This window comes from Bradyrhizobium symbiodeficiens, from assembly GCF_002266465.3.
Taxonomy (GTDB): Bacteria; Pseudomonadota; Alphaproteobacteria; order Rhizobiales; family Xanthobacteraceae; genus Bradyrhizobium; species Bradyrhizobium symbiodeficiens.
The window spans coordinates 6,223,975-6,245,892 of the sequence record NZ_CP029427.2 but is presented as its reverse complement, the minus strand read 5'-3'; the positions used below and the strand labels follow the sequence as shown (position 1 = coordinate 6,245,892).

General features: G+C 65.1%; 18 protein-coding genes and 1 other annotated feature. Of the genes, 9 read left to right on the top strand and 9 right to left on the bottom strand.

Annotated elements, in window-relative coordinates:
- Positions 1–3 precede the first annotated feature (3 nt).
- Entirely contained in the window at positions 4–273 is a 270-nt protein-coding gene (locus tag CIT39_RS29415; protein WP_094976772.1) for a DUF7662 domain-containing protein, read from the top strand.
- A gap of 153 nt (positions 274–426) precedes the next feature.
- Here the strand turns inward: CIT39_RS29415 and CIT39_RS29410 are convergent, their stop codons facing one another.
- Both CIT39_RS29410 and CIT39_RS29405 read right to left on the bottom strand, forming a co-directional pair.
- Positions 427–3,303 (bottom strand): EAL domain-containing protein, encoded by a 2,877-nt coding sequence (locus CIT39_RS29410; RefSeq protein ID WP_162308747.1) that lies wholly within the window; start codon positions 3,301–3,303, stop codon positions 427–429.
- Positions 3,304–3,442: 139 nt separating this feature from the next.
- Positions 3,443–4,441: an NAD(P)H-quinone oxidoreductase gene (locus CIT39_RS29405; protein WP_094976773.1), complete on the bottom strand. Its 999-nt coding sequence runs from the start codon at positions 4,439–4,441 to the stop codon at positions 3,443–3,445.
- A gap of 117 nt (positions 4,442–4,558) precedes the next feature.
- Between CIT39_RS29405 and CIT39_RS29400 the strand changes: the two genes are divergently transcribed.
- Together CIT39_RS29400 and rcdA are read left to right on the top strand one after the other, a co-directional pair.
- Positions 4,559–4,750, top strand: coding sequence for a DUF1192 domain-containing protein (locus tag CIT39_RS29400; protein WP_094976774.1), 192 nt, complete (start codon positions 4,559–4,561; stop codon positions 4,748–4,750).
- Between the two features lie 463 nt (positions 4,751–5,213).
- Positions 5,214–5,723: a protease adaptor protein RcdA gene (gene rcdA / locus CIT39_RS29395; RefSeq protein WP_094976775.1), complete on the top strand. Its 510-nt coding sequence runs from the start codon at positions 5,214–5,216 to the stop codon at positions 5,721–5,723.
- 183 nt (positions 5,724–5,906) lie between these two features.
- On the opposite strand, the gene rpmE is transcribed toward rcdA, so the two are convergent.
- Positions 5,907–6,134: a 50S ribosomal protein L31 gene (rpmE, locus tag CIT39_RS29390; protein WP_008137002.1), complete on the bottom strand. Its 228-nt coding sequence runs from the start codon at positions 6,132–6,134 to the stop codon at positions 5,907–5,909.
- 197 nt (positions 6,135–6,331) lie between these two features.
- Between rpmE and CIT39_RS29385 the strand changes: the two genes are divergently transcribed.
- Both CIT39_RS29385 and CIT39_RS29380 read left to right on the top strand, forming a co-directional pair.
- Entirely contained in the window at positions 6,332–8,182 is a 1,851-nt protein-coding gene (locus tag CIT39_RS29385; RefSeq protein ID WP_094976776.1) for an ABC transporter ATP-binding protein/permease, read from the top strand.
- Between the two features lie 112 nt (positions 8,183–8,294).
- Positions 8,295–8,349: a sequence feature (sul1 is cis-regulatory element that is thought to sense ions involved in sulfur or methionine metabolism; They are found in Alphaproteobacteria), on the top strand.
- Between the two features lie 79 nt (positions 8,350–8,428).
- On the top strand, positions 8,429–9,910 hold the full coding sequence (locus CIT39_RS29380) for a SulP family inorganic anion transporter (protein ID WP_094976777.1): 1,482 nt from the start codon (positions 8,429–8,431) through the stop codon (positions 9,908–9,910).
- Between the two features lie 190 nt (positions 9,911–10,100).
- Here CIT39_RS29380 and CIT39_RS29375 read toward each other — a convergent pair whose 3' ends face one another.
- The 4 genes from CIT39_RS29375 to CIT39_RS29360 form a co-directional block, all read right to left on the bottom strand.
- Positions 10,101–10,328 (bottom strand): hypothetical protein, encoded by a 228-nt coding sequence (locus CIT39_RS29375; protein ID WP_094976778.1) that lies wholly within the window; start codon positions 10,326–10,328, stop codon positions 10,101–10,103.
- A gap of 79 nt (positions 10,329–10,407) precedes the next feature.
- Positions 10,408–10,854 carry a GNAT family N-acetyltransferase gene (locus CIT39_RS29370; RefSeq protein ID WP_094976779.1) on the bottom strand — a complete coding sequence of 149 codons (447 nt, stop codon included), beginning with the start codon at positions 10,852–10,854 and terminating at the stop codon, positions 10,408–10,410.
- Positions 10,854–11,882 (bottom strand): peptidoglycan -binding protein, encoded by a 1,029-nt coding sequence (locus tag CIT39_RS29365; RefSeq protein ID WP_094976780.1) that lies wholly within the window; start codon positions 11,880–11,882, stop codon positions 10,854–10,856. Before CIT39_RS29365 ends, CIT39_RS29370 begins: the two co-directional genes overlap by 1 nt.
- 4 nt (positions 11,883–11,886) lie before the next feature.
- Positions 11,887–12,906: a flagellar motor protein MotA gene (locus CIT39_RS29360; protein WP_162308746.1), complete on the bottom strand. Its 1,020-nt coding sequence runs from the start codon at positions 12,904–12,906 to the stop codon at positions 11,887–11,889.
- 167 nt (positions 12,907–13,073) lie between these two features.
- Here CIT39_RS29360 and CIT39_RS29355 point away from each other — a divergent pair, with 167 nt between their 5' ends.
- The 4 genes from CIT39_RS29355 (at position 13,074) to CIT39_RS29340 (ending at position 19,927) form a co-directional block, all read left to right on the top strand.
- Positions 13,074–14,099, top strand: coding sequence for an SAM-dependent methyltransferase (locus CIT39_RS29355; protein WP_094976781.1), 1,026 nt, complete (start codon positions 13,074–13,076; stop codon positions 14,097–14,099).
- A 219-nt stretch (positions 14,100–14,318) separates the two neighbouring features.
- Positions 14,319–15,509, top strand: coding sequence for an efflux RND transporter periplasmic adaptor subunit (locus tag CIT39_RS29350; RefSeq protein WP_094976782.1), 1,191 nt, complete (start codon positions 14,319–14,321; stop codon positions 15,507–15,509).
- 6 nt (positions 15,510–15,515) lie between these two features.
- Entirely contained in the window at positions 15,516–18,677 is a 3,162-nt protein-coding gene (locus tag CIT39_RS29345; RefSeq protein ID WP_094976783.1) for a multidrug efflux RND transporter permease subunit, read from the top strand.
- Between the two features lie 122 nt (positions 18,678–18,799).
- Entirely contained in the window at positions 18,800–19,927 is a 1,128-nt protein-coding gene (locus CIT39_RS29340) for an AAA family ATPase (protein WP_094976784.1), read from the top strand.
- 35 nt (positions 19,928–19,962) lie between these two features.
- Here CIT39_RS29340 and CIT39_RS29335 read toward each other — a convergent pair whose 3' ends face one another.
- Both CIT39_RS29335 and CIT39_RS29330 read right to left on the bottom strand, forming a co-directional pair.
- Entirely contained in the window at positions 19,963–20,748 is a 786-nt protein-coding gene (locus CIT39_RS29335) for an inositol monophosphatase family protein (protein WP_094976785.1), read from the bottom strand.
- A 98-nt stretch (positions 20,749–20,846) separates the two neighbouring features.
- Complete coding sequence (locus tag CIT39_RS29330) at positions 20,847–21,917, bottom strand: tetratricopeptide repeat protein (protein ID WP_094976786.1); 1,071 nt, start codon at positions 21,915–21,917, stop codon at positions 20,847–20,849.
- Position 21,918 lies beyond the last annotated feature (1 nt).

The window sequence follows — 21,918 nt, the reverse complement described above, 5'->3', positions numbered from 1 at the left end:
GATGTGAACGACTACGACGCGTTGCGCGACTATCTGCTGCGGCAGAAGCAGGCCGAATTCGTCCTGAGCTTCGAACAGATCGAGGAGATCATCGGCGCCGCCTTGCCGCGCGCGGCCAACCGTGCCTCATGGTGGGACAGCCTGCGCAGCCCCGACATCCAGATGCCGCAACGCGAAGCCTGCCTCGCCGCGGGGTTCAAGGCCGTGCGGATGCCGGACGGCCAGAGCGTGCGGTTCACGAAGATGAAGAAGGACGGGCGGCGGCCGGGGTAGGGCGCAGGCGGTTTCGCCCGCTGCTGACGAGTGCAGTATCGTAGGGGGGCAAAACGGAGTGTGTCCACCATCTCTTCGTCATCGGAAAGATTGGTGGGCACGGCGCTTCGCGCCTTTGCCCACCCTACGACACCGGACTCGCGGTAGCGAAGATCAGCTCGCGGCTTCCAGCCGCACTTCCGTCAGCAGCCGCATCGCGGCGTCCGCGTCCATCGGCTCGCCGAAGGCGAAGCCCTGCGCGTATTCGCAGCCCATCTGGTAGAGCTCGACCGCGTCGGAATCGGTCTCGGCGCCTTCGGCCACCACGTCCATGCCGAGGTCATGCGCGAGCGCGATGATCGACTTCAGGATCACCGGGCGGGTGCCGCGGTTGGTGGTGCGCACGAAGGACTGGTCGATCTTGATGGTGTCGAACGGGAAGCGCTGCAGATAGGCCAGCGACGAATGGCCGGTGCCGAAATCGTCGAGCGACAGCCCTGTGCCGAGCTCGCGGATCCGCGTCAGCATTTGCGCTGCGTGCTCCGGATTCTCCATCACCAGCGATTCCGTCAATTCCAGCTTGAGCGTGCCGCGGGCCACCGAGGAGCGCGACAGCACGGTGCGGATGTCGTGGATCAGATCGTGGCGCAGCAACTGCCGCGACGAGACGTTGACGGAGGCGAAGATCGGCTCGCGCGAGCGCATCGCGCGCTGCCAGATCGAAAGCTGCTTGGCGGTCTGGTCGAGCACGAACATGCCGAGGTCGACGATCAGCCCGGTTTCTTCCGCGATGGTGATGAATTCCGAGGGCGCCATGCGGCCGAGCTTCGGGTGATCCCAGCGCACCAGCGCTTCGAAGCCGGCGACCGAACGATCCTCCAGCCGCACGATCGGCTGGTACAGGATGGTGAGCTCCTGCCGCTCGATGGCGCGGCGCAGCTCGCTCTCCAGCGTCAGGCGGTCGGTCTTCCGCGCCCGCATCGCCGGCTTGTAGACGTCGATGCGGTCGCCGCCGATGCGCTTGGAGTGATACATCGCAAGTTCGGCATCCTTGATGATCTCGTCCGTCAGCTGCGTTTGCGGATCGGAGAGCGCAAGGCCGATCGACGCCGTGAGGAAGATCTCGCGCTCGTTGAAGGCGATCGGCGCGCGGATGGTCTTGCGGATGGTTTCGGCGAAGGCGGTGATGCGGGCCGGGTCCTGCTCCGACAGCAGGATCAGGCCGAACTGGTCGCCGGCAAGCCGGGCCAGCGTGTCCTGCGGCTTCAGGATGCGGGTGAGGCGGCGGGCCAGCGTCAGCAGGATGGAATCACCGACTGCGATGCCGACGGAATCGTTGACCTGCTTGAAGCGGTCGAGGTCGATCACCATCAGCGTTGGCCGCAGCGTCGGCATGGTCTTGGAGAAATGCGCCACCGCGCCCAGCCGGTCCATGAACAGTTTGCGGTTGGGCAGGCCGGTGAGGTTGTCATGCACGGAATCGTGCAGCAGGCGCTCTTCCGCGTTGCGGAGTTCGGTGACGTCGGTGAGCGTGCCCACCACGCGCGAGACCTCGCCGTCGGAGCCGACCACCGGGCGCGCCTTGAGCGCGAACCACATGAAATGGCCATCGGGGGTGCGCAGGCGGAAATCTTGCACGAGGCGGCCGCGGCGCTGGTCGAGCACGCTGTCGAGCGCGGCGCGGAAACGGTCCTGGTCGAGCGGATGCAGCACTTCGAGCCAGGAGGCAGCCGGGCCTTCCAGCGTGCCGCGCTTCAGTCCGAGCAGGGCTTCGGTCTCGGGGCTGGTGAAAACCTTGTCGGCGGAAACGTCCCAGTCCCAGATCAGGTCGCCGGAGCCGGCCAGCGCCAGGGCGCGCCGCTCGATATCGGAGACCACGCCGGTGGTGGCGCCGCCGCCGGCGAAGGCGTGCTGCATCACCGTGAAGCCGATCAGCATCACGATGAGAACGAGGCCGCCGAGCAGGGCAGGGCCGACGATGTCGTTGGTCACCGAACCCGCGACCGTCATGCCCGCCGCGACCACCCAGACCACCAGCAGGAACCAAGTCGGGATCAACAGCACCGCGCGGTCGAAGCCGTGGGTGGAGAGGTAGACGATCAGCGCGAAGCCGGCGAAGGCGATCAGCACCAGCGAGATGCGCGCGATGCCGGAGGCCACCGCCGGATCGAACAGGGCCAGTGCCACCAACGAGCCCAGGAACGCCAGCCAGCCCACCGTGATGTGCGAATAGCGCACGTGCCATCGGCTGAGATTGAGATAGGCGAACAGGAACACCAGCAGCGTCGCCGCCAGGATCGCCTCGCCCGCCGCGCGCCAGATGCGCTCGGCGTTGTTCGACATGTCGAGCACCTTGCCCCAGAAGCCGAAATCGACGCCGATATAGACCAGCACCGCCCAGGCCAGCGCCGCGGCGGCCGGGAACATGATGCTGCCCTTGACCACGAACAGAATGGTCAGCACCAGCGCGAGCAAGCCGGAGATGCCGATCACGATGCCCTGGTACAGCGTGAACGAGTTGACCTTGTCCTTGTAGGCTTCCGGCTCCCACAGATAGAGCTGCGGCAGCTTGTCGGTGCGCAGTTCCGCGACGAAGGTGATGACGGCGCCGGGGTCGAGCGTGACGCGGAACACGTCGGCAGTCGGGCTTTCCTGCCGCTCCGGCCGGTCGCCGGTCGACGGCGTGATGGTCGCGATGCGCGACAGGCCGAGGTCGGGCCACAAGAGGCCCGAGGAGACGATGCGGTAATGCGGGGCGACGATCAGCCGGTCGAGCTGGTCGTCGGTGTTGTTGGCGAGCGCGAACACCACCCAGTTCTGGCCGCCTTCGCGGGCGCGCACCTCGATGCGGCGGACGATGCCGTCGGTGCCGGGCGCGGTGGAGACCTGGATGCGGTCGGCATCGCTGCGCTGATGCTCGAGCACGCCCGTGAGGTCGATCGCGGGCGCGTCGCTGCGGACGCTGACGGCGTCGAGCGCGCGCGCGGGATACGCGGCGACGAGAATCATGAGGCCGAGCGCGATGGGCGCGAGGCACCTGATCAGACGCAAGGTCAGTTCTCCGCGTTCGACGCAAACTCTTCAGGTGAAGACGATTTCAGACCGAACGGGTACGTCCGGTGCGTCGCGATAGATGCCACGAAAGCGAGGAGAATCAAAGGGTTTCCGCCGCTGCCTGTGGGTCAGCGGCCTAGACCTCCAACACAATTTTGCCAATATGTGCGCTCGTCTCCATGCGCCGGTGCGCATCGGCCGCCTTTTCCAGCGGGAAAGTGCTGTCCATCAGCGGTTTGACCCGGCCTTCGCGCAAAAGCGGCATCACTTTCGCTTCAATTGCGGCCACCATCGCCGCCTTGTCCGCATTAGTACGGGGGCGCAGCGTCGAGCCGGTATGGGTCAGGCGCTTGACCATCACTTTGGCGATGTTGACGGTGACCTTGGGGCCGTTGAGGGTCGCGATCTGCACGATCCGGCCATCGACCGCGGCGGCATCATAATTGCGGTCGACATATTCGCCGGCGACCATGTCGAGGATCAGATTGACGCCTTCCTTGTTGGTCGCTTCCTTGACCACGGCGACGAAGTCTTCGGTCTTGTAGTTGATGGCGCGGTCGGCGCCCAATTTGAGACAGGCATCGATCTTGTCCTGCGATCCCACGGTGACGAACACCTTCGCGCCGAACGCCTTCGCCAGCTGGATCGCCATGGTGCCGATGCCGGAGGAGCCGCCATGGATCAGCAGCGTCTCGCCCGACTTGAGGCCACCGCGCTCGAACACATTGTGCCAGACCGTCATCAGGGTTTCCGGCAGCGCGCCGGCTTCCTTCATGGATAGCGCGGGCGGAACGCTCATCGCCTGGGCGTCCTGGGCGATGCAGTACTGCGCATAGCCTCCGCCGGCAACGAGCGACATCACCTTGTCGCCGATCTTGTGCCGCTTGGCATTGCTGCCGACGGCAACCACTTCGCCGGCGATCTCAAGACCGGGCAGGTCGCTCGCGCCGGGCGGCGGCGGATAGGCCCCGGAGCGCTGTGCGACGTCGGGCCGGTTGACGCCGGCAGCCATCACCTTGACCAGGATCTCGTCGGGGCCGGGCTGCGGCAGCGCGCGCTGTTCCGGGATCAGCACCTCCGGTCCGCCAGGCTTGGAGATGGCGACCACGGTCATTTGCGCGGGCAGCTTGTCCATGATGTGTCCTTGGGTGAAGGTGCGGGGATGAACGAGGCCTTTGATTAGCCAGCGCGGTCCGGACTGGCAACTGCCTCAGCCGTGTGGTCCGGTCCGCGGACGAGGGGAGGAACGAGGATGGCGACGGAAGACGACGACCGCCCGCGCAAGAAGATCAGCCATGAAATCGGACAGGATCTCTCGCTCTTGTCGGTCGAGGAACTGACCGAGCGCGTCACGCTGTTGAAGTCCGAGATCGCAAGGCTGGAAGAAGCCGCCACCAGGAAGCGCGCCTCGCGCGACGCGGCCAACAGCATTTTCAAGTCGTGAGACCGACGCTCCCCTCTCGTGTCCCGGATGCGGTGCGAGACCTTCCTCGCTCGTCATTCCGGGCTCGCGACTTCGTCGCGCCCCGGAACGACGAGTGAGAGTTTGTTCCGCACGCCACTCGGCCTCTGACCGACATGGCTAACGAACCCTCAAAAAAATCGCTCGTTTACGGTCGATTAAGCTTTCGGGTTTATGACTTGGAACTGTCCTCGTTTGGACACCGAGTGGCTCCTGTCCACTCTGTTTGACGCCTCCCTGTTATCAACTTTCAAAGCCGCCGGTTTTCCGGCGGCTCTTTTTTGCGTTTTTTGCATCGCGTTGCAGTTGAATTCCGAAGGATGACCCGCGGAAACCATATCCGCGCTTGTCACTGGACTCCGCGTCCCGCCCGCGCAATGATTTGTTCATCATAAGCCGGCTGTCAAAGCCGGGCAGTCAAACAGTTGCGTAAGAGGCGTTAACCATGGAACGTTTGCAGGCCGACGGCGCTCTCGTTCAACTCAGCGAGCGATTCACCAATTCTGCGGCGTTCGGCGTCCTGTTCCGCGAGGGCATGGACCTCGTCGAGGAGACCGCCGCCTATCTCGACGGCGCCGGCCGCACCGAGGCCAAGGCGCTCGACCGTGCGGTCAGCCTCACCTACGCGACCGAGAGCATGCGCCTCACCACCCGCCTGATGCAGCTCGCCTCCTGGCTGCTGTTGCATCGCGCGGTGAAGGAAGGCGAGATGACGCTAGGCCAGGCGAACCGCGAGAAGACCAAGGTCAAGCTCAGCGCCGCCGATCCCGGCCCCGCCGATACCATCGAGAAGCTGCCCTCGCAGCTCCAGGATCTGATCCATCGTTCGATGAGCCTGCAGACCCGCGTCCGCCGCCTCGACACCACCATCCACACCCCGCCGGCCGAACACATCGCGATCGGCAATCCGCTGGTGCCGCACCTCAATGCGCTGAAGGCGGCGTTCGAGCGGTAGGCTCTATCAACAATCTTGGTCGTCATTCCGGGACGCGCCACTTGGCGCGGGCCCGGAATCCATACTCAAGATCGTGGCTATGGATTCCGGGCTCGCCCTTCGGGCGCCCCGGAATGACGGTCACGAACAAAAACGCCCCCGGCTTGCGGGGGCGTTTTCGTCTCCAGCCTTTGCGGGGCCGGATCAATCCTTTTTGAGAAAGCCCGAAAACTTCTTCTGGAAGCGCGAGACGCGGCCGCCACGGTCCAGCATCTGGGCGTTGCCGCCGGTCCAGGCCGGATGCGACTTCGGGTCGATGTCGAGGTTCAGCGTGTCGCCTTCCTTGCCCCAGGTCGAGCGGGTCAGGTACTCGGTTCCGTCGGTCATCACGACCTTAATTGTATGATAGTTCGGGTGAATTTCGGCTTTCATGGCAATTCCTCGGCGCCCCGGCGCCTTCTTGGGTGGCTAGCGAATGACGGATTTGGGCGGGTCTATACCTCACGAAACCCCGCAAAACAAGCCATCCCGGGTAGCGAACCGGGGTTTGCCCCTAAGGGACATCCCGGATTTGCCACTACCCTTGCACCGGCCTATTGGGAGCAAACGAATGCAATGGGTCGGATCTCATGAGCGCAGTGGAACGGCTTGATGACCAGTATGTCGATCAGCCCGGAATGAACGCCGCGGACACCCCCTCGATCGAGGCCGAGCTGATCGAAGAGCCGGCCAAGGGTCGCGCCAAGCTGCGGCCGCTGCTTGCGCTGGCGCCCTATGTCAGCCGCTATCGCGGCCGGGCAGCGCTGGCCTTCGTCGCGCTCACGGTCGCGGCATTGACCACGCTGCTGGTGCCGGTCGCGGTGCGCCGGATGATCGATTTCGGCCTGACGCCGGAGGGCATCGAGCTGATCAACAGCTACTTCTCGGTGATGCTCGCGGTGGTCGGCGTGCTCGCGCTCGCCAGCGCCGCGCGCTACTACCTCGTGATGACGATCGGCGAGCGCATCGTCGCCGACCTCAGGCGCGACGTGTTCGCTCACCTGCTCTCGCTGTCTCCCGCCTTCTTCGATTCCGCACGCAGCGGCGAATTGATCTCGCGGCTCACCGCCGACACCACCCAGCTCAAATCGGCGGTCGGCGCCTCGGTGTCGATCGCGCTGCGTAATCTCATGATGTTTCTCGGCGCGACGGCGATGATGGTGATCACGAGCCCGAAGCTGTCGGGCTTCGTGCTGCTGGCCATTCCCTTGATCGTGCTGCCGCTGGTTGCGTTCGGGCGCTGGGTGCGGCGTCTGTCGCGCAATGCGCAGGACACGCTGGCCGAGGCGTCGGCCTATGCGGGCGAGCTGGTCGGCGCCATCCGCACCGTGCAGGCCTATACCAGCGAGTCATTCGCCGAGAAGCGTTTCGGCGGCGAGGTCGAGCAGGCCTATGAGGCCGCGCGCACCTCGACCCAGGCGCGATCCGTGCTCACGGCCATCATCATCTTCATCGTGTTTGCAAGCGTGGTCGCGATCCTCTGGGTCGGCTCGCATGACGTGCTCACCGGGGCGATCTCGCCGGGCCGGCTCGGTCAGTTCGTGCTGTATGCCGTGTTCGCCGCGGCCGGCCTCGGCCAGCTCAGCGAAGTCTGGGGCGAGGTCTCGGCGGCGTCAGGCGCGGCCGAGCGCCTGTTCGAGATCCTGCGTGTGCAGCCCGACATCAAGGCGCCCGCCACGCCGCGCGCGCTGCCGGTGCCGGGACGCGGCGAGGTCGGCTTCGATCAGGTCAGCTTTGCCTATCCGGCGCGGCGCGACGTCAAGGTGCTCGATGCCGTCTCGTTCACGGTGCGCCCCGGCGAGAAGGTCGCGATCGTCGGTCCGTCCGGCGCCGGCAAGAGCACGATCTTCCACCTGCTGCTGCGCTTCTACGACCCGCGCAGCGGGGCGATCTCGCTTGATGGCGTGCCGGTCAGATCCGCGGACCCCCGCGATTTCCGCGCGCGCATCGCGCTGGTGCCGCAGGAATCGAACGTGTTTGCCGCCAGTGCCCGCGAGAACATCCGCTTCGGCCGGCCCGGTGCGACCGACGCCGAGGTCGAGCGCGCTGCCGAGCTCGCGCATGCCGCCGAGTTCATCCGCCGCCTGCCCGAAGGCTTCGACACCCCGCTCGGCGAGCGTGGCGTGACGCTGTCCGGCGGCCAGCGCCAGCGCATCGCGATCGCGCGTGCCATCCTGCGCGATGCGCCGCTCTTGCTGCTCGATGAAGCCACCTCCGCGCTCGACGCCGAAAGCGAGACGCTGGTGCAGACCGCGCTGGAGGAGCTGATGCGCCACCGCACCACGCTGGTGATCGCGCATCGCCTCGCGACAGTCTTGTCCTGCGACCGCATCCTGGTGATGGACCAGGGCAAGATCGTCGAGCAGGGCACGCATGCCGAACTCGTGGCCGCGAACGGGCTTTATGCGCGGCTGGCGAGGCTGCAGTTCGAGGGGGCGTGAGGCCACGGGCCCCCTGCCTCACGGTGTGATCAGGCGGAGCGGCAAACCACGCTCCCAGCCGATCCGAAATTTCGCTTGATGTTGCGATGCAGCGAAGGCAATCTGAAGCCTCGTCGGACCTGATGTAGATCGGGTGGCTCGGCCGGGCGCCTATCCCCCGGAAACCCTCAGCGAATAGCAGTCTGCTTATTCCATGGCCGAGCGGGCTTTGCCCGCCGCCTCGCTGGTCAATGTCGGTTCCAGAAAATGAGTTTCTTCCAGTCGTTCCGTCGCGAGTGGCTGACGAACGTCCCGACCGAATTGCTGTCAGGCACTCTCGTCGCCTTGGCTCTGATCCCGGAGGCGATCGGATTTTCCATCGTTGCCGGTGTCGATCCCAAGGTGGGCCTTTACGCCTCGTTCTCGATTGCCTGCGTCACCGCCATCTTGGGTGGCCGACCGGCCATGATCTCGGCGGCAACCGCTTCGACCGCCGTTCTCATGACCACATTGGTGCGAGATCACGGCCTGCAATATCTGTTCGCGGCCACCGTCCTGATGGGGCTGATCCAGATCGTGGCCGGCGCCTTGCGGCTCGGCCTGTTGATGAAGTTCGTATCGCGCTCGGTCATGACCGGCTTCGTCAACGCGCTCGCCATTCTGATCTTCCTGGCCCAGTTGCCGCAGCTGATGCACGTGGGCTGGGAAACCTACACGATGGTCGGCGCCGGGCTCGCAATCATCTATCTGTTCCCATACCTGACGAAGCGGGTGCCGTCGGCGCTAGTCGCGATCATCGTCCTGACGGCCTTCACGATCTATTCCGGCATCAAGTTGCGCACCGTCGGCGACATGGGAGAATTGCCATCGAGCCTTCCCTTCTTCGCGATGCCTCAGGTTCCGTTCAATCTGGAGACGCTGAAGATCATCCTGCCTTACTCGCTGGCGATGGCTGCGGTGGGATTGCTGGAGAGCCTTCTGACCGCCTCGATCGTGGACGACATGACCGATACGGGCAGCAACAAGAACAGGGAATGCGTCGGCCAGGGCGTCGCCAATTTTGTCACGGGCTTCCTCGGCGCGATGGGCGGGTGCGCAATGATCGGACAATCCGTCATCAACGTCACCGCCGGTGCACGGACGAGACTTTCGACATTCTTTGCCGGCGCGTTCTTGTTGTTCCTGATTGTCGTTCTGGGCGATTGGGTCAGGCAAATCCCGATGGCGGCACTGGTCGCTGTCATGATCATGGTCTCGATCAGCACCTTCAACTGGTCGTCCGTGACCAAGTTGAGGTCGCACCCGTTGAGTTCAAGCGTGGTGATGCTGGCAACGGTGGTGATCGTGGTGGCCACCGGCGATCTTTCGATGGGCGTTCTTACTGGTGTCGTCCTGAGCGGCGTATTCTTTGCCGCCAAGGTGGCCCGATTGCTCGGAATCGTCACCGAGCTGTCGGAAGACGGTCGGGAGATCACTTATTTTGTAACCGGTCAGGTGTTTTTCGCGTCTTCCAACAGCCTCGTCGATGCGTTTGATTATCAGAACGTACCGGAACGAGTCCGTCTTGACGTGAGCGACGCGCATTTCTGGGACATCACCGCAATCGGCGCCCTGGACGACATCGTTCTGAAGCTTCGTCGACACGGAGCGCGGGTCGAGGTGATCGGCCTGAACGAGGCGAGTGCGACCATGGTCGAGCGGTTTGGCACGCACCACAAGCCCAATGCGAGGCAGAAGCCCGCGCACTAATTTTGCATATCGATTGCTCATCTCTGAGCTTCGAGCCACGCCAGCTTCGATGCCCGATCGATCCTGGCAAAATGCTCCTGTTTTGCCCCGGCGTGTCGCTGCACTGCGCGCGCAAGTCGTTGATTTCGTTGGCCTCGGCTACTGCGCATGGGGTTGTTTTTCGATATTTGCCTTGGAGCTTGCTGTTCCGTTACCGGCACTTCGGCGACAGCGCCGGCACGTTCGGCCAGGGCCAATTCTTCCAGCTGCCGTCCTCACCGACGCAGGCCGATGGGGCAGGGCTGCTTGTGGGAGCAGGCGAGCCCGTCGTGGTGGCCTGCATCGCAAAGCGCTGGTTGACATAGGTCGTCGACAGATATCCGGCGAGGATGACGCCCAGAAAGACCGAGGAACCCTGGGCCAGATCGCGCAGCTTCATCGATCGCCTCCATCCGCTTGTCATCGCTGCTCTGGCACCAACGACTAGCAGACGTCACTGGATCCCCGCGTGACGGGCCTCACGCCCGCCACGCCATCTTCAGCACCGGCCGGCCCGAGGTCGGGTTCACGTCGTCACCGGCGTGGGCAAAGCCGTTGCGCTCGTAGAAGCGGATGGCGCGGGAATTGTCCTTGTTGACGAGCAGCGTGATGCCTGAGGGCGACAGGCGTTTCGCTTCGTCGACCAGCAGACGGGCCGCGTCCGAACCCCAGTGGTCAGGGTCGACCACGAGTTGGTCGAGATAGCCGTCGCCGTCGATGGTGACGAAGCCGGTCAGCGCGCCGTCCTGCTCGGCGACGACGATCGAGGCGTTCGGCACCAGATCCTTGCGCCAGCGCTCGCGCCACCAGTCCAGGCGGGCCGCGAAATCGATCTGCGGATAGGCCTGCTGCCAGGTGCGATGCCAGAGGTCGATCGCGGCGGCTTCGTCCTCGACGCGATAGGGGCGGAGGAGGATCGCGCTCACTACCGCTCCGTCAGCTTCAGCTCGATGCGGCGATTGCGCTTGTAAGCCTCTTCGGTGTTGCCGGGATCGAGCGGCTGGAATTCGCCGAAGCCGGCCGCGACGAGCCGCTGGGCGGGCACGCCGAGCGAGACCAGATATTGCACCACCGAGATCGCGCGCGCCGCGGAGAGATCCCAGTTCGACTTGAAGTTCGGGCCGTTGACCGGACGCACGTCGGTATGGCCGTCGACACGCAGCACCCAGGGGATCTCGCTCGGGATCTTCTTGTCGAGCTCGATCAGCGCGGTCGCCAAAGTGTCGAGCTCGGTGCGCCCCTCGGGCAGCAGCGTCGCCTGTCCGGTGTCGAAGAACACCTCGGACTGGAACACGAAGCGGTCGCCGACGATGCGGATGTCGGGCCGGTTGCCGAGGATGGCGCGCAGCCGGCCGAAGAATTCCGAGCGGTAGCGCGACAATTCCTGCACGCGCTGCGCCAGCGCCACGTTGAGGCGGGAGCCGAGATCGGCGATGCGGTTCTGCGATTCCTTGTCGCGCTTTTCGCTGACATCCAGCGCCTCTTCCAGCGCCGCCAACTGCCGCCTGAGCGCGCTGATCTGCTGGTTCAGCACCTCGATCTGCGCCAGCGCCCGCGCCGAGACCGCCTTCTCCGAATCCAGCGCCTTGCCGAGTTCGGAGGTCTTGCCTTGCGCGTCGTTACCGGCGGCGGCGAGGCCGTCGTAGAGGCCCTTGATGCGGTCGCGCTCGGTCTCGGCCGAGGCGAGGCCGGCCTTCAATTGCGAGACCTGGTCGTCCAGCGTGAGCTTGCCGAGCTTCTCCAGCGACAGCAGCTCGTTGAGCTGGGCGATCTTGGCGTTGAGCTGCTCCAGCGCCTTGTCCTTGCCGGTCACCTCCTGCGACAGGAAGAACTGCACCACGAGGAACACCGACAGCAGGAACACGATCGACAGCACCAGCGTCGACAGCGCGTCGACGAAGCCGGGCCAGTAGTTGAAGGAGGTATCGCCGCGGCGGCCGCGCGCCAGAGCCATATCGCTAACTCTTTTCCGGCTGGCGGGCGATGCGCTCCAGCAGGCGGCGGATCTCGCGGTTCTGCTCGCCCTGGCCGTCGGCCCATTCGCGGATCATCTGCTGTTCGGTCCGCATGTGCGAGACCAGCGCCTGGATGGCTTCGGCAAGGCTCGCCATCGCCGCCGTGGTGCCGCGGCTGGCGCTGCCTTCCTCGAGCACGGAGCGCAAGCGTTCGACCGCGGCCTGGAGCTCGCCGCTGGCGACCCCGCCGCCGCCGGAAGCGACCGCGACCTCGCCGCTGTCATATTCGCGCACGGTGGTGGCGAGCCAGTCCTCGAGGTCGGTGTAGAAGCGGTTCTGCGCCTGGCTCGATTGCAGATCGAGGAAGCCGAGGATCAGCGAGCCGGCAAGGCCGAACAGCGAGCTGGAGAACGAGATGCCCATGCCGCCGAGCGGGGCGGCGAGGCCCTCCTTCAGCGTGTCGAACAGGGCGCCGGAATCGCCGCCGACCTTGAGCCCGTCGATCACCTTGCCGACCGAGCCGACCGTTTCGATCAAGCCCCAGAAGGTGCCGAGCAGGCCGAGGAAGACCAGCAGGCCCGTCATGTAGCGCGAGATGTCGCGGGCCTCGTCCAGGCGGGTCGCGATCGAATCGAGCAGATGCCGCATGGTGGTCTGGGTGATCGACATCCGCCCCGAGCGCTCGCCGCCGAGGATCGCCGCCATCGGCGCCAGCAGCTTCGGGTGCCGGGCCGGCGCCAGGCCGGGATCGGCGATGCGGAAATTGTTGACCCAGGACACTTCGGGATAGAGCCGGATGACCTGGCGGAAGGCCAGGATGATGCCGATGAACAGCACGGCGCCGATCAGGGCGTTGAGGCCGGGATTGGCGAAGAAGGCCTGGATGATCTGCTTGTAGAGCACCACGCCGACCAGCGCGCACAGCACCAGGAAGACCAGCATCCGCACCAGGAAGACGCTGGGTGAGGACAGTTTCGTGTACTCGATATCCATGGTGGAGCGGGGCGAGGTGCCTGACGGCATGGCCGGTATCATCCATTCCAAAAGCTTGCTTGCGGTGCGCACTATGGCACAGCGCCAGCCCAAAAAAAGCGCCGGATGCGCCGAATTCGGGGCCAGCTGGGGAACCGGGACCGGAAGCGGCGCTTTGATAAGCCAGTATTTGCAGAGATTTGCCACTCAGGGGGCGCATGAGCGTCGTTTCCGCGATCATCGGGACTGCCGAACGCGTGCCGCTGCCGGACGTCGTGATCCGCGCCGCGATCCAGCGCCTGTGCTCCCGCAGCGCAACCCGCCTTGCGGCACGTGATGCGGCTACCGACGCCGCCTTCGCCGGGCGGATGATGCTGCGGCCGATCGCCGAAACCGCGGTGGCCGGTCGCGAGGAAGTGCCCGCTTCGTTCTTCGCCCAAATGCTCGGCCCCAACCGCAAATATTCCTGCTGCTTCTACAAGACCGATGCGACCACCTTGCAGGAGGCGGAGGAGGAGGCGCTGCGCCAGACGGTCGAGCATGCCGGCCTCGCCGACGGTCAGACCATCCTCGAACTCGGCTGCGGCTGGGGCTCGCTGTCGCTGTGGATGGCGCGGCAGTTTCCGCACGCCCGGGTGACGGCGGCGTCGACCTCGCAGGCGCAGCGCGCTCATGTCGAGGAAGCGGCGCGGCGGCGTGGCCTGCTGAACCTGCGCGTGGTCGCCGCGGACATGAACGAGTTCGCGCCCGACGGCCAGTTCGACCGCATCGTCTCGGTCGAGATGTTCGAGCAGATGATGAACTGGCGCAAGCTGATGACGCGGCTGCGGTCATGGCTGGCGCCGGACGGGCGCTTCTTCATGCAGATCGTCACCCATCGCTCCGGCTCGCAGCTGTTCGACCGGCTCGATCGCGATGACTGGATCGCGCAGCACGTCTTCACCGGCGGGCTGATGCCGAGCCATCATCTCGTCAGGCAGTTCGGCGACATCTTCACGGTCGAGAAGGAATGGTGCTGGAGCGGCACGCATTACCAGCGCACCGCCAACGACTGGCTCGCCAATTTCGACGCGCATCGGGATGCGAGCGAGGCGTCCCTGCGCCAGGTCTATGGCGAGCAGACCCCCCTGTGGATGCGGCGCTGGCGCTGGCGCTGGTTCCTGCTCGCGACATCGGGCCTGTTCGGCTATGCCGATGGAACCGAATGGGGCGTCAGCCACTATCGGATGAAGGCTGCGGGGTAATTGCGATGTTCCGTCGCAGCACGCCGCGATGGAACCCGATTCACGATCCGGTGACTCCAAAATATACCCGTTTTTAGAATGGGATAGGTCGTGTGACAATGAGCCGCCGATCGTCTCATTGCGTCGCAGCAAACACCGTTTATTTTCATTTGTAGGCCAGACTGTCCGGAACCTTCTGGAAGCCTGAAACCAATGCGATTGAACGGGGCAACTACCCATATGTCACCACTACATGCGCGATCCGTCTGCGTGGCCATGATGCTCGCGGTCGCGGCGCCGCTGCTTGCGGCCTGTGATGAATCAAACTCTGCGATCGTCCAGGCGCAACCGACCGAACCCGACGTCAGCGTCGTGACCGTCAGGCCGCAGCCACGCTCCATCGTGCGGGAACTGCCTGGACGCATCGCGCCGACGCGCGTCTCCGACGTTCGGCCGCGCATCTCGGGCATCGTGGTCGAGCGCCTGTTCCACCAGGGCAGCGAAGTGAAGGCGGGCGATCCGCTTTACCGCATCGATCCGCGTCCGTTCGAGGTCGAGGTGTCGGCAAACCAGGCCGCGCTTGCCAAGGCGGAGGCTGCGCTGATGCAGGCCAAGCAGCAGGCGCACCGCATCGCCACGCTCACCAGCCAGCGCGCCGCGCCCGAGGCGGAGAACGAGAAGGCAATCGCTGCCGAGCTCCAGGCTCAAGCCGAGGTCGAGGGCCGCAAGGCGGATCTCGCGCGTGCGAAGCTCAATCTCGACTACGCCACCGTGCGTGCGCCGATCGACGGTGTCGTCGGCGCCGCGTTGGTCAGCGAGGGCGCTCTCGCCGTGCAGAACGAGACCAATCTCGCGACCATTCAGCAGCTCGATCCGATCTACGCCGACTTCACCCAATCGGTGAACGAGCTCAATCAGCTCCGCCGCGCCTTCGCGAGCGGGGACCTCGAGCGCATTGCGCCCGGTGCCGCCAAGGTGCGTCTCGTGCTCGACGACAACACGATCTACCCGCTGACCGGCAAACTCCTGTTCTCCGATGCGAAGGTCGACGCCAATACCGGGCAAGTGACATTGCGCGGTGAATTTCCCAATTTGCACCGCGAATTGCTGCCCGGCATGTATGTTCGGGTACGGATCGAGCAGGGCATCGACAGCGACGCGATCGCCGTGCCGCAGCAGGCGGTTCAGCGCAATGGCGGCGGCGGCAGTGAAGTCTTCGTCGTGAAGGACGATCACCGCGTCGCGGTGCAGCCCGTGCGCACCGGCTCGGTGCAGGACGGCGTCTGGTTCATCACCGAGGGCCTGAAGTCCGGCGACAAGGTCGTCGTGGAAGGCTTCCAGAGGTTCGCGGCGGGCGACAAGGTCAAGCCGCAATCCTGGGCCGAGGCCGAAGCCATCGTGGAAAGTCAACGCGCCCAGATGATGCAGTAGCGCATTATGGCGAGTTTCTTCATCGACAGGCCGATCTTCGCCTGGGTGGTCGCGCTGTTCATCTGTCTGATCGGCGCGATCGCGGTGCCGTTGCTGCCGATCGCGCAATATCCGATCATCGCGCCGCCCTCGATCTCGATCTCCACCAGCTATCCCGGCGCTTCGCCCGAAAACCTCTACAACAGCGTCACGCGGCTGATCGAGGAGGAGCTCAACGGCGCCTCCGGCATCCTCAATTTCGAATCGACCAGCGACTCGCTCGGTCAGGTCGAAATCATCGCCAATTTCCAGCCAGGCACCAATACCAACGACGCCTCGGTGGAGGTCCAGAACCGCATCAAGCGCGTCGAGGCACGCCTGCCGCGCGCGGTGATGCAACAGGGCATCCTGATCGAGGAAGCCTCCAGCGCGGTGCTTCAGATCATCACGCTCAGCTCGACCGACGGCAGCCTCGATGAGGTCGGCCTCGGCGATTTCATGATCCGCAACGTGCTCGGCGAAGTCCGCCGCATTCCCGGCGTCGGCCGCGCCACGCTCTATTCGACCGAGCGATCGCTTCGCGTCTGGGTCGATCCGGCCAAGCTGGTCGGCTATGGGCTCACCGCCGACGACGTCAACAAGGCCATTGCCGCGCAAAACGCGCAGGTCGCCTCCGGCAGCATCGGTGCCGAGCCGTCGACGTCGAACCAGCGCACCTCCGCGCTGGTGCTGGTCAAGGGCCAGCTGTCCGCGCCGGACGAATTCGGCGCCATCATCCTGCGCGCCAATGCCGACGGCTCGACCGTGCGGCTGCGCGACGTCGCACGTATCGAGGTCGGTGGTCTCAGCTACCAGTTCAACACGCGCCTGAACGGCAAGCCGACCGCCGGCCTTTCGGTGCTGATGTCGCCGACCGGCAACGCGCTGGCGACCGCAAGCGCGGTCGAAGAGAAGATGAAGGAGCTGTCGCGCTTCTTCCCGGCCAACATCACCTACGAGATTCCCTACAACATCACGCCCGTGGTCGAAGCCTCGATCGAGAAGGTGCTGTCGACCCTTGTCGAGGCCGTGGTGCTGGTGTTCGTGGTGATGTTCCTGTTCCTGCAGAACATCCGTTACACCATCATCCCGACCATCGTGGTGCCGGTGGCGCTGCTTGGCGCCTGCACGATACTGCTGGTCGCCGGCTATTCCATCAACATGCTCTCGATGTTCGGCATGGTGCTCGCGGTCGGCATCCTCGTCGACGACGCCATCGTCGTGGTCGAGAACGTCGAGCGCATCATGGCCGAGGAAGGCCTGTCGCCGAAGGAGGCGACGCGCAAGGCGATGTCGCAGATCACCGGCGCCATCATCGGCATCACGCTGGTGCTGATGGCGGTGTTCGTGCCGATGGCGTTCTTTCCGGGATCGGTCGGCATCATCTACCGCCAGTTCTCCGTGACCATGGTCGCCGCGATCGGCTTCTCCGCCTTCCTCGCGCTGTCGCTGACGCCGGCGCTATGCGCCACGCTGTTGAAGCCCGTTGCCAAGGGGCACGGCCATTCGACAAATTTTGTGTTCAGCCGGTTCAATCATCTGCTCGAGGCCTGCCGGTTTCGCTACGCCCGCACCGTCGGCTTCTCGCTGAAACGGACCGGGCGCATGATGCTGGTCTATGTCGCGCTGCTCGTCGGCCTGTCCTGGGCTTTCGTCAACCTGCCCGGCGGCTTCCTGCCGATCGACGACCAGGGTTTCGTCACCACCGACGTGCAGACGCCGTCGGATTCGTCCTACGCCCGTACCGAATCCGTGATCGAGAAGGTCGAGAAATATCTCGCCGAACGTCCGGGCGTGAAGGATGTCACCTTCCTCACCGGCTTCAGCTTTTCCGGCCAGGGCATGAACACCGCGCAGGCCTTCATCACGCTGAAGGACTGGTCGGAGCGCGGACCGAAGGATTCCGCTGCGGCCATCGTCAACGACATCAACCGCGATCTGGGGGCGTCGATCCGCGACGCCAAGATCGCCGCGCTGCAGCCGCCGCCGATCGACAATCTCGGCAACTCCTCGGGCTTCTCGTTCCGCCTCCAGGATCGCGGCCAGAAGGGCTATCAGCAATTGATGCGCGCCGCCGACCAATTGATCGTGGAAGCCAATGCGAGCCCGGTGCTGCAGAAGGTCTATGTCGAGGGCCTGCCGGAGGCGGGCGTGGTCAATCTCGTGATCGACCGCGAGAAGGCCGGCGCCTTCGGCGTCACCTTCGAGGACATCAACAACACGATCTCGACCAATCTCGGCTCGAACTACATCAACGACTTCCCGAACCGCGGCCGCATGCAGCGCGTCGTGGTGCAGGCCGACGCCCGCGACCGCATGCGGACCGAGGACATCCTCAACTACAACGTCAAGAACAGAAGCGGCCAACTCGTGCCGTTCTCCTCCTTTGCCACGGTCGAATGGGCGCGTGGGCCAACGCAGATCGCGGGCTTCAACTATTATCCGGCGGTACGCATCTCCGGCGAGGCCAGGCCCGGCTTCACCTCGGGCGACGCGATCGCCGAGATGGAGCGTCTTGCCGGCAGGCTGCCGCGCGGCTTCGGTTATGAATGGACCGGCCAGTCGCTGCAGGAAAAGCTGTCGGGTTCGCAGGCGCCGTTCCTGCTGGCGCTGTCGGTGTTCGTGGTGTTCCTGTGTCTCGCCGCGCTCTACGAAAGCTGGACCATTCCGCTCGCGGTGCTGCTCACGGTGCCGCTCGGCATCGTCGGCGCCGTGATCGCAGCCATGCTGCGCGGCCTGCCCAACGACGTCTATTTCACCGTCGGTCTGATCACCATCATCGGCCTTGCGGCCAAGGACGCGATCCTGATCATCGAATTCGCCAAGGATCTGCGGAAAGAAGGCAAGCCGCTGGTGGACGCCACCATCGAGGCCTGCCGTTTGCGCTTCCGCCCGATCCTGATGACCGGCCTCGCCTTCATCTGCGGCGTGCTGCCGATGGCCGTCGCCCACGGCGCCGGCGGCGCCAGCCAGCAGGCGCTCGGCTCCATCGTGATGGGTGGCATGATCGCAGTGGTGATCCTGGCGCTCTTGATGGTGCCGGTGTTCTTCGTCTCGGTGCAGCGTGTGCTGGCGGGGGATCGGGAGCCGAAGGCGGCGAGGGAAGGCGAGGCATACGGCCCGCCGGCGCCAGTGCAGTCTGGCCACTGAGCGCCGGATCGGTCGGCTTGCTTTCTCGGAGGTGTCGATCCAGACTGCATCTCTGGATTGAAATGGCGTGCCGTCGCCAAGTACCGCGAATGCGCGGACGGCCCGCCGCTTGAGAGCATGTGATGCGTTTGACCGACGTTGCGATCTCGAACTATCGCTCCATTCGGCGGCTCTCCATCCCCATCCATCCCTTGTCCGTATTCGTGGGCGAGAATGGCGTCGGCAAGTCCAATCTCTACAAGTCCTTGTCGCTGCTGCGCGACGCGGCGACCGGGCGGATCACGCGTACGATCGCGGATGAAGGCGGATTGAATTCGGTCTGCTGGTCCGGCCTTCGCAAGCGCGGCGAAGACGGGCGACTGCGGTTGACTGCCAAATTCGACCGGCTCGAATATTCCATCGAGATCGGATTTCCCGGCCCGCTCGAGGCGGCGTTTTCCGGCGAGCCGATGATCAAGTCCGAAAGTATCGAGGCGACGCAGGGCAAACGAACGGTTCGACTCATGGAGCGGAAGAATTCGCTCGTGAGCGTCCGCGGCGAGAGCGGCGCGTGGCGTAGCCACAAGGACGCGGTGCTGCCGTCCGAGACGGCGCTTGCGGGTTTTGCCGAGGGCAAGGAATGCCCCGAAATCGATTTGGTCCGAAGCGCGATGCTGGGCTGGCGATTCTATCACGACTTTCGGACCGACCCGGCGTCACCGATACGAAAGCCCTGTCTGGCGATCACGACGCCCTCGCTCAGTGCCGATGGAAGCGATTTGGCTGCGGCCCTGGCGACACTCTATACCATCCGGGAAGACGCCACCGACCTGCAGGAGGCCATCGAAGATGCGTTCCCGGGCGCCGAGCTCCGGGCATGGGAGCAAAATGGATGGTGTGAATTCGATTTGCAGCTGGCGGACATGCCACGGCCGTTCAAGGCGCATGAACTATCCGACGGGACACTCAAGTACATCTGCCTGCTCGCAGTGTTCATGGGCTATCGGCTGCCGCCGTTCATCGCGCTGAACGAACCCGAGGCCAGCCTGCATCCGTCGCTGCTGGCGCCCCTGGCCCGGCTGATCGCCAAGGCATCCCGTCGCGCCGACATCTGGATCGTCACCCATTCCGAACAGCTGATGGAGGCCTTGCGAGGCGAGAGCTCGGTCCCGCTTCGCCGGGTGATCAAGCAGAAGGGCGCCACGGCGATCGAGGGACTGACCATCGGCGGCGAATATCGCGACGAGGAAACCGAGGAAGAAGATTCATAGTCGGCGCGGAGCGAGCCGTCGTACGACCGCCCCAGCTATTTCCGCAAAATCTTCACCAGCTCCCCATGCACGAACTCATTCCCGCACACGACATGCCCGGTGACCAGTGCATCGCCTGGCGTGTCGATGTCGCTCACCGTGCCGCCCGCCTCGCGCACCATGATCAGACCGGCGGCGACGTCCCAGGATTGCAGGTTGCGCTCCCAATAGCCGTCGAGGCGGCCGGCGGCGACGAAGGCGAGGTCCAGGGAGGCGGCGCCGAAGCGGCGGAGGCCGGCAACGCGGCCCTGGATCGCGGTCATCTCGCGGCGGAATTCCTCGTGGTCGCCGCGGCCGATATGGGGCAGGCCGCAGGCCACCACGCATTCGTTGAGCTGGCGGCGGCCGGCCACCCGCAGGCGCTGGTCGTTGAGGAAAGCGCCCTTGCCGCGCTCGGCGATGTAGAGCTCGTCATTGGCGGGGTTGTAGATCACGCCCGCAATGATCGTGCCCTCGCGCGACAGGCCGATCGAGATCGCGAATTGCGGGATGCCGTGCAGGAAGTTGGTGGTGCCGTCGAGCGGATCGACGATCCAGGTGTGGCTCTTGTCGCTGCCCTCGCGGGTTCCGCCCTCCTCGCCGATGAAGCCGTAGCCGGGTCGGGACTTGGCGAGGTCCTCGTATAGAATCTCCTCGGCGCGCTTGTCGGCGAGCGAGACGAAATTGGCCGGCCCCTTCAGCGAGACCTGGAGATGCTCGATCTCGCCGAGATCGCGCTTGAGGCTGCGGCCGGCGCGGCGCGCGGCCTTGACCATGACGTTGATAGTGGCGGAATACAGCATGAGCTCTGGGTCTTGATCGGGGGAAAGGGCGCGAAATCGCGCCTGTTTGAGGGATTGGGTGCCCTGCAAGGGCCCTCAGGTCAAGTCATTGCGTCAGGTCATTTGGTCCCGAGCCACTTTCTGGCAGCGGCCTCAGCCTTGGCCCGGTCCTCGGCCGGCAGGTCGGACAGCTGCTTGTCGAGCTCGGGGTCGCCCTTGCCGGCGGTTTTGGCCACCAGGTGCCATTTGAAGCCCTCGACCTTGTCCATGGCGACGCCGACGCCGTTGATCAGCACCCAGGCCAGCCGGTTCTGCGCGATCGCGCTGCCCTGGCGCGAGGCCTTGCGCAGCAGGGCGACGGCGGCCGGCTGGTTCTTCGGGGTGCCGGTGCCGTTGAACATGGCGATGGCGTATTCGACCTCGGCGTCGACATTGTCGGCGAGCGAGGCCGCCTGCAGCAGCCGCACCGCGCGTTCCGGGTCCTTCGGCACGCCGGTGCCTTCCTTGTAGAAGGTCGCCAGCGCGTATTGCGCCTCGGGCAGGCCGGCATCCGCGGCCTGCCGCAGCAGCTCGGCTGAGCGCCTGACGTCCTGCGGCAGGGTCTGGCCGTCCAGATAGAGCAGCGCGAGGTTATAGGCCGCCTTGGGCTCGCCGAGCTTGGCGGCGGACGCCATCAGCTTGACAGCCTCGCTCTTGTCGACCGAGCCGCCGCGGCCCGAAATGCGCAGCATGGCGAGCGCGAACATCGCCTCGCGGTCGCCGGCATCGGCCGCGCGCTTGTACCATTCGGCCGCCTTGGCGTAGTCGCGGCGGATGCCCATGGCGTTGGAATAGAGCTCGCCGAGCATGGTCATCGCCTTGGGGTCGCCCGCTTGCGCGCGGACGGTGGCGAGGTCGAACGCCGTCTTGTACTGGCCGCGCTGATAGGCGCCGAACACCAGATCGGCGTTGGAATTGTCGGTCGGCGGCGCCGGGATCACGGTCGCGGCCGGCGTCGGCGTCGGCTTGGGCGAGGCCGAAGGCTTCGGCGCCGGCGCGGCCTCCTTCTTCTTGGTGATCGTGTGCGGCTTGGGCTTCTGTTTCTCGGGCGCAGCGCTCGGGATCGTCGCCGGCGGCGCGATCTGGAGCTGCGCGGCCGCGGGCCCCGTGAGCAGCAGCGTGGCCAGCATGGTGATGTAGGGAAGCTTCATG

Excerpts from the sequence above, each read along its gene's own strand:
- CIT39_RS29405 (WP_094976773.1), bottom strand. The coding sequence starts at position 4,441 with ATGGACAAGCTGCCCGCGCAAATGACCGTGGTCGCCATCTCCAAGCCT.
- CIT39_RS29400 (WP_094976774.1), top strand. The coding sequence starts at position 4,559 with ATGGCGACGGAAGACGACGACCGCCCGCGCAAGAAGATCAGCCATGAA.
- rcdA (WP_094976775.1), top strand. The coding sequence starts at position 5,214 with ATGGAACGTTTGCAGGCCGACGGCGCTCTCGTTCAACTCAGCGAGCGA.
- rpmE (WP_008137002.1), bottom strand. The coding sequence starts at position 6,134 with ATGAAAGCCGAAATTCACCCGAACTATCATACAATTAAGGTCGTGATG.
- CIT39_RS29385 (WP_094976776.1), top strand. The coding sequence starts at position 6,332 with ATGAGCGCAGTGGAACGGCTTGATGACCAGTATGTCGATCAGCCCGGA.
- CIT39_RS29380 (WP_094976777.1), top strand. The coding sequence starts at position 8,429 with ATGAGTTTCTTCCAGTCGTTCCGTCGCGAGTGGCTGACGAACGTCCCG.
- CIT39_RS29375 (WP_094976778.1), bottom strand. The coding sequence starts at position 10,328 with ATGAAGCTGCGCGATCTGGCCCAGGGTTCCTCGGTCTTTCTGGGCGTC.
- CIT39_RS29365 (WP_094976780.1), bottom strand. The coding sequence starts at position 11,882 with ATGGCTCTGGCGCGCGGCCGCCGCGGCGATACCTCCTTCAACTACTGG.
- CIT39_RS29360 (WP_162308746.1), bottom strand. The coding sequence starts at position 12,906 with ATGCCGTCAGGCACCTCGCCCCGCTCCACCATGGATATCGAGTACACG.
- CIT39_RS29355 (WP_094976781.1), top strand. The coding sequence starts at position 13,074 with ATGAGCGTCGTTTCCGCGATCATCGGGACTGCCGAACGCGTGCCGCTG.
- CIT39_RS29350 (WP_094976782.1), top strand. The coding sequence starts at position 14,319 with ATGTCACCACTACATGCGCGATCCGTCTGCGTGGCCATGATGCTCGCG.
- CIT39_RS29345 (WP_094976783.1), top strand. The coding sequence starts at position 15,516 with ATGGCGAGTTTCTTCATCGACAGGCCGATCTTCGCCTGGGTGGTCGCG.
- CIT39_RS29340 (WP_094976784.1), top strand. The coding sequence starts at position 18,800 with ATGCGTTTGACCGACGTTGCGATCTCGAACTATCGCTCCATTCGGCGG.
- CIT39_RS29335 (WP_094976785.1), bottom strand. The coding sequence starts at position 20,748 with ATGCTGTATTCCGCCACTATCAACGTCATGGTCAAGGCCGCGCGCCGC.
- CIT39_RS29330 (WP_094976786.1), bottom strand. The coding sequence starts at position 21,917 with ATGAAGCTTCCCTACATCACCATGCTGGCCACGCTGCTGCTCACGGGG.